The organism is Mesorhizobium sp. WSM4809, from assembly GCF_055811655.1.
In genome coordinates this window covers 1-6,763 of record NZ_JBVVQW010000042.1, presented here as the reverse complement: position 1 = coordinate 6,763, position 6,763 = coordinate 1, and the positions used below count along the sequence as shown (strand labels likewise).

The window sequence follows — 6,763 nt, the reverse complement described above, 5'->3', positions numbered from 1 at the left end:
TCTGCAGAAGCTCTCCGAGCCATTTGGAACAGAGATCGACATTGAGAACGATGTCGGAATCATCAGACTTGCAATCGACTCACCGTGAGGGAGGATGGTTAAATTAGGCGGCCTGAAGCAACAGAATCGCTCTCGAGAGAGTTCAAATGCCACATCCCGGTCCAATGCCGAGCCCTAAAGTTGGTTGCACAAGAGAACTGGCTGTCTGTCGCCCCGCGCCGCGAGTTCTGCCAGTATCGCGGGCGCTGACGCCGATCCAATTCCGCCAGGCGCATTTGCCGCCGCTCAGGAATCCAAGGTTTCATTCCATCTGGCTCGTCAAGCAACTTTCCGGCCTCGGCTGGTCTGCAGAATGTTGCCATCAGTTGGCTGATGGCGGACGTTGAGTTCCGTCGCGCTGATACCGCACCGTGGACGCTCCCCGCCTTCATTCTATCTGTTTTCGTCGGGACATCGCTGACAATTTCAACCGTCGCAGGGTCATGGTCGCCGGCTAGTTTCGTTACGGTCACAGCATCTGCACTGCTGACCGCTCTTTTTGTGGCGCTGGATTTTGTCGACCCCTGGATGAGATGATCCTCGGCTTCAGCTTCTTGATCGAAACGGTGTTGCTCTCACGACCCTGCCTGGCTAGTTTCGGTCGGCGATATCGTTGAGCCACTCGATGTTCCCGCTGGCGTTACCCTGCTTTTCGTCGGGTAGGACCGGTTTGGGCAGATCGGCGGTCGAACTCCGCTTCTTCCACTTCGCGCCTCTGTCGTTGTGGCGCTCCCATGCAGAACCTGCCCATAGTGCATCCTTTGATTCGGACGACAAGATGAACTATCCAAGCCTGGGGTCAAACACCTAGCGTTGAAAATGGAGTGATCACCCAATCGATCGACTCGACGGCCCGCTGAAGTATAGCCTCGGTCTCAGCGCGGGTGGGTGAAACGGCGGTGACATGTCCGATAGTATCCCGGGAATCGCCTTTCCTCACGATCGGCGTTTTGGGTTCAACATAAAACTTGATCTCGGCGACACCAGGTATAGCAGCGGCCTGGCTCTCGCCATCAATCCAATCGAGGGTGCCATCGCGATCAGGATTTAGGAACCGCGTGGCCGCAGTCTGCGAATGCCTTCCGCGCAAATCGCATTCATCCCCGATGACAAGCTTGATGTGCTCGGTGATGAGATCGAGTCCGTAAGCCAGCTGAATCAGTTGGGGCGTGGGCGCGCCATGAAGCCGCGGATTGACTTCAATGACGACTGGGCCACGCTTCGTCCATCGGAATTCTATGCCCGTCGGCCCCCAGCCAAGGCCCAGAGCTCGCAAACAGCTCAGCGAAACGTCGGCGATACGCTCATACTCGTTCGCATTCAGAGGGGCGGGAATCAGGAACTGACGATAGACGAAATGCGGTGGAGGGCCGAACTCAGCAATGCCAATTCCAATGATCTGATGTCCCATTATGTCGGCCCAATAAAGCGGGCCTTGTGCGAACTCTTCGACGAGTATCCGCGGCGGAGACGGCGAATTGCGGCCCCCGTCTAGTAAATACGTCGTATGCTCGGCCAATTCATCAACGTTGCGGCACAACCGAACGCCGACGCTCCCGCTGCCTACGGCTGGCTTAAGAACTACGGGCCATCCGATCAGAGCGGCAGAGCTTTCTACTTCTGTCGCATTCGACGCCAGGCGATAAGCCGGTATTGGAACGCTTGCCTCCTTGAGGAGCTGACGCTGAGTGAATTTGTCGCAGCATTGTTCAATCGATGCGGGGTTTGGTCCCGGTAGGTCGAAATGCCGGCAAAGCTTGGCAGCTGTCGCATAGACCGCCTCCTCGACGTCTGAAAGGCCGGTGATGCCAGCAATGTCATAGGTAGCACATAACCGGGAAGATTTGTGGATCAGGGCCTCGAGTTTGTCTGTGTTGACTTGGATTGCCTCAATGCCTTCTGCTGCGAGATAGTCGTAGCGAGATGGATCGGCACACAGGATTATTGGATGCACACCAAGACGCTGGGCAGCTTGGATATATTGCAGACCCATGCGCCTATGACCTTCAACGAGGATGAGTGCTCTTCTTGCCATTGCTGCCGACTCCAACGGTTCGTGCCGCGCGGTGGTCTGAGCGTGAATCGGCGTTAGCTCTTTTCCTTGCCTGACCTCACACTTGCGGTGAAGGTACCAATATCAGCGATCTTTAGTCGCAAAGATTTTGTAAAATGTCGGCTAAGGGCTTATTACGACGGTCTTCACGCAGAACGAACATGACGCAATCGCGGGAGCGGTGGCCATCTAAGATGTGGCATGCTCGAACATCTGGCCAGCTGGCTGTTCCCCGTTAGGATGAAGAACGGGCTCACGATCGACACCGGGTCTAGCCGTCGAACGGATGGCAGTCATAAAGCGGTATGTCGGTCTCGACGTATCCATGAATGCAATATTGGTAGTCGGCTGGGTACAGAGGAATTGCAAGATCGGGACACGGGCGCTCGGCAACCGGTCAATTTCTAAGCGCTGAAGGAGCCAAGGTGCCTTGGTCTCGCCCATTTCGACCAGGCGGCGATGTCGAGCGATCACCAGCAGGACTGCGTTGTTGAACCGCGACCTCCTTGAGAGCTTCAGCCTTCTCGCGCTCGCGAGCGTCGGCCACCTCAACGAAACCACGCATCTCGCGGATTTTCTGGACCCGCGATGCACAGTGGCGCCGGGTCGCGCTTCCAGCTTCTCGCCAGTGTCCAGATCGCGCTCTGAGAAAGCGACAGATAAAATCCTCGGGAACGCCGCTCGGCGAGGAATTTGATCTGCCGCAGTCTTTTTGACATAGCCTGTGTGGCGGTCGCTTCATGCGCCAAGCGCCAAGCGGCGCGCGTCAGCGTCGCGGTTGTGGTGCATCGGGCTCAGCGCTCATTCGACTCTCCCGGCTCGCATCCCGCGTAGGTGAGCGAGAAAACGGGCGGCGACATCCGTCGCTCGAGAGGCGGCGTTCGCATCGACATTGATGCCATGCGCTGCTCGGTTGAGAGCGCCCCCGGGACTTTGGAACAGGCGCACGTTACGCGGATCCGGCGCGCTCCAACTCGGCGTTCGGCAGCTTGCCGGGCATATCAAAGCCGTTGCTCGTTGCTCTTTCGTCGGACCCATCGCAAGACGATCCGATACCAGTCCCGTTGGTGAGCCCCGTCGCCATTTCTGAGAAAACGTCGGGGAACCGACACCTACTGTCGTCTCAGTCGAATCCGCGACACATTGTTTGTAGGCATGGCTGCCTGCTTCACAGGAAAATCTCTCTAAGGTCCCCTCCGCGCAATTGGCATGATTTTTGAGAAGCCCTCTTTGAGAAAGCGACGAGGCGGCAGCGATGGTCGCCTGGAGGACTTCGAATGGTCGGTGATAGCCAGAGCTTCTCGTTTCCACGGAACGTCCAGTTGCCGCGAGTGACATTTCGAAGACCGACCGAGCTTCATGCAGCCGATGTATGGGAACTCATCGCGAAGTGCCCGCAACTAGACCGCAACTCGCTTTACTGCGAGCTCCTGCTCTGCACTGATTTCGCCGACACATGTGTGCTTGCGGAGCGAGCGGATGAGGTGGTTGGCTGGCTGGCGACTTATCGGCGCCCGAGGGAGCAATCGACACTCTTCATCTGGCAGATTGCTGTGCATCCTGAGGTACGCAACATAGGGGTAGGCAAAGGGCTGATCATCGCAGCCCTGAACAGGCCATTGTGCGAGAGCGTGACGCACATTGAGGCCACGGTGATGCTCAGCAACAATGCGTCCAAGTTGTTCTTCGCAAACGTGGCTCGGGATCTGCGCGCACCAATCCGGCAGGCTATGCGCTTCGACCGCGATATCCACTTTAAGGGACAGCGTGAGAGCGAGTACACGATAGCCATCGGCCCCATCGTACGCTCCATCAGCCCTGCGGGCACGCCCGCCGACCTGCCAACCGAAAAAATGGAGGCAAATATGAACGACCGAAGTGCACCAGATGGGGGGGACGAATTCGCGATTTTCGACCATCTTGAGTCCGAAGTGCGGAGTTACTCCCGTCGGGCACCGGCAGTTTTCTCGAAAGCGCGGGGGGCTCAGTTGTTTGCGCGAGATGGGACAACCTATCTCGATTTTCTCATGGGCTGCTCAAGTTTAAACTATGGTCACAATCCCCCCGAGCTGAAGAGCGCGCTCGCAGATTACATTGCTGGCGACGGCATTACGCATAGTCTCGATCTGTATAGTGAAGCCAAGGAGTCTTTCTTGCGGGAATTGCATGAGACGATTCTCAGACCGCGACAACTCGACTACATCGTTCAGTTTCCCGGTCCAACCGGAGCTAATGCCGTCGAGGCTGCTCTCAAGCTAGCGCGCAAGATTACTGGTCGGTCCAACATCATAGCGTTCACCAACGGCTTTCATGGCCTGAGCCTTGGCGCTCTGTCTTGCACGGGTAGCAAATATCACCGCGCAGCCGCTGGTCAGCTGATGGGCGGCGTGACGCGGCTACCCTATGACGGCTATCTCGGATCCAGTGTAGACACCGCCGACTACCTTGATCAGCTGCTCTCGGATCCTTCCAGCGGTGCGGACGCGCCGGCTGCGGTGATTGTCGAAACAGTGCAGGGCGAAGGCGGCCTAAATGTCGCAGGCACGGAGTGGCTGCGCAAGGTGGCGGCCATTGCGCGCAGACACGGAGCTCTGCTGATCGTCGATGACATTCAGGCGGGAGTTGGCCGGACCGGTGCATTCTTTAGCTTCGAAGCAGCGGGGCTCCGTCCAGACATAGTCACAATGGCCAAATCGATATCGGGCTATGGTTTACCTATGGCTGTCGTCCTAATTGATCGACTACTGGATATGTGGGAGCCGGGAGAGCACACCGGCACGTTCCGCGGCAATTGCCATGCTTTCGTTACCGCCCGGGCAGCCCTAGAGCACTTCTGGCGAACAGACAGCTTGGCAGCGTCCATCGGGGAGAAAGCCAATCTGCTGAAGAGCCGCCTTGATAATATCGCGCAGAAGTACGACCCATGTCGAGTATCAGTTAAAGGTCGTGGTATGATGCGAGGCATCGATTTGAAGTCTGGCGAAGTTGCTGGTCAGGTCATCAGCACCGCCTTTCAGAATGGCCTCATTCTCGAGGCCGCCGGTCCAAAGGACGAGGTCGTGAAGTGTCTGCCACCTCTCGTCATTGACGAGGATCAGCTTAGCCAAGGCCTCGATATCCTCCAGGACGCTATCGATAGAGTGATGGGCAGCTCTGTGAGCACGGCAGCATTAGAGGGTAGGTGAATCATGATCGTCAGGGATTTCAATGAGGAGGAACTTACAGCCCGGCGGGTCCAGACGACGAGCTGGGAAAGCGTGCGGTTGCTGCTCAAGAACGATGCGATGGGCTTCTCCTTCCATATCACTAGAATCCACCCGGGCGCCCGGCTCAAGATGCACTATCGGAACCACCTTGAGGCCGTCTACTGCATCTCTGGAACAGGTACTATCGAGGATTCGGGGGCGGATGAGGTTCATGTAGTTCGACCGGGCATCATTTACGCACTCGATAAGCATGACGTCCACCTGCTGTGTGCCGAGACCGAATTGGTATTGGCCTGCGTTTTTGTACCTCCCTTGGCGGGGCACGAGGTTCATGATGAGACTGGCGCCTATCGCCTGGACTCGGAGAGGATCTGACGTTCCACAGCGGCTTGGGAAGTGAGGCCGGCAAGTCGTGCCTCATCTTGACGAGGCAGGAGGCCGCCTTTTGTGCGTGGCAATATTTCAAAATAATCCAACTTCCCGTCGTATGCTGTCTTTGTAAGTGCGAAGCCAACCCCGTAGCAATGCATTGCTCGTCTTGCCTGTTTGCGTCCAATCATCGGTCAACGTTTGCAAAGTCGGTGTCAGCGCGCTCAGCACGCGGTAAGCACATGAATGTGCGTTGAAAAGATATCGGCCGAATGAGAGAGTGCCCCCCCTGTTGCCTCACGGAAGAATGTTACCTGACGATGGCGGTTGAGCCCGCCAAGTAAACAGCGTCTCGTTTGAGCAGTTCATCGCAGGACAGCCGTTGAAGCTTTTGATGAAGCCAGTTCCGGCATCGTCGTTCTGCATGCTCGTTTGTTGACGATCAGCTCGACTAGCAGATTCTCGCGCGCAACCCGTTCAGGAACTGCCAGAACTCGGGGGCCGATCGGTCTTCAGAACGAATTCTTCGGCTCGCTCAGATGCAAGGGGGAGCTCATGCGAAATCAGGTTCCTCCGATACGATCGAGAGCCAGTTTGAACTCGCAGAGGCTAATTGGCGCAAAGGCATTTGAGGCCCCGAGCGCCGTGCGATGGCTCGGCTTCGAACAAATTTTAGATGTGATGCCGAAAAAGCGCTTCGCCTGGAGCAACTGCGGGTGCAGGCATGCTGGTCGCGCACGGAGACGTCTCTGATCCGCTACCCTGCGCTTCGTGACGTTGCCAGCTCGGTCGATGCGCGCGAACAAGACCGGAACGCCCTTCATCCGAGGCCCCCAAGCCGCATGCATTGGCGGAAGCGCCAGACGGCGTGCATTATCTCAGTATCGCCACCGGACGTTGCCAAAGGGCGAGGGCGGATTCGGCTCTCCTCATCGACGCTACGCGGTCGCGCTCGGATGCGATTTCCTATGCCAGCGATTTCTCTACGCAGATCAACTGGATTCTCCAACATCGCTGCAGGTCGTGTCCCCACAGGTGGTGTAGCTCGGCGGTAGTGAAGCCGTTCGCGAGCGCGCCCTCGATAGCGCTGTAGCGA

General features: G+C 57.1%; 4 protein-coding genes and 1 pseudogene. 3 read left to right on the top strand and 2 right to left on the bottom strand.

What is annotated here, in order from left to right:
* Positions 1-838: 838 nt before the first annotated feature.
* Complete coding sequence (locus AC0L24_RS33625; RefSeq protein ID WP_473565050.1) at positions 839-2,074, bottom strand: ATP-grasp domain-containing protein; 1,236 nt, start codon at positions 2,072-2,074, stop codon at positions 839-841.
* Between the two features lie 1,295 nt (positions 2,075-3,369).
* On the opposite strand from AC0L24_RS33625, the gene ectB reads away from it, so the two are divergent.
* Both ectB and AC0L24_RS33615 read left to right on the top strand, forming a co-directional pair.
* Complete coding sequence (gene ectB, locus AC0L24_RS33620; protein ID WP_473565049.1) at positions 3,370-5,277, top strand: diaminobutyrate--2-oxoglutarate transaminase; 1,908 nt, start codon at positions 3,370-3,372, stop codon at positions 5,275-5,277.
* A 3-nt stretch (positions 5,278-5,280) separates the two neighbouring features.
* The gene (locus AC0L24_RS33615; RefSeq protein WP_473565048.1) at positions 5,281-5,673 is read left to right on the top strand and encodes an ectoine synthase; all 393 of its coding nucleotides are present in this window, start codon (positions 5,281-5,283) and stop codon (positions 5,671-5,673) included.
* Between the two features lie 557 nt (positions 5,674-6,230).
* On the opposite strand, the gene AC0L24_RS33610 is transcribed toward AC0L24_RS33615, so the two are convergent.
* A complete protein-coding gene (locus tag AC0L24_RS33610; RefSeq protein ID WP_473565047.1) occupies positions 6,231-6,491 on the bottom strand; it encodes a short-chain fatty acyl-CoA regulator family protein in 261 nt (86 codons plus the stop codon).
* A gap of 23 nt (positions 6,492-6,514) precedes the next feature.
* Here AC0L24_RS33610 and AC0L24_RS33605 point away from each other — a divergent pair.
* Positions 6,515-6,669: pseudogene (locus AC0L24_RS33605) on the top strand (short-chain fatty acyl-CoA regulator family protein); the annotation flags it as partial.
* Positions 6,670-6,763 lie beyond the last annotated feature (94 nt).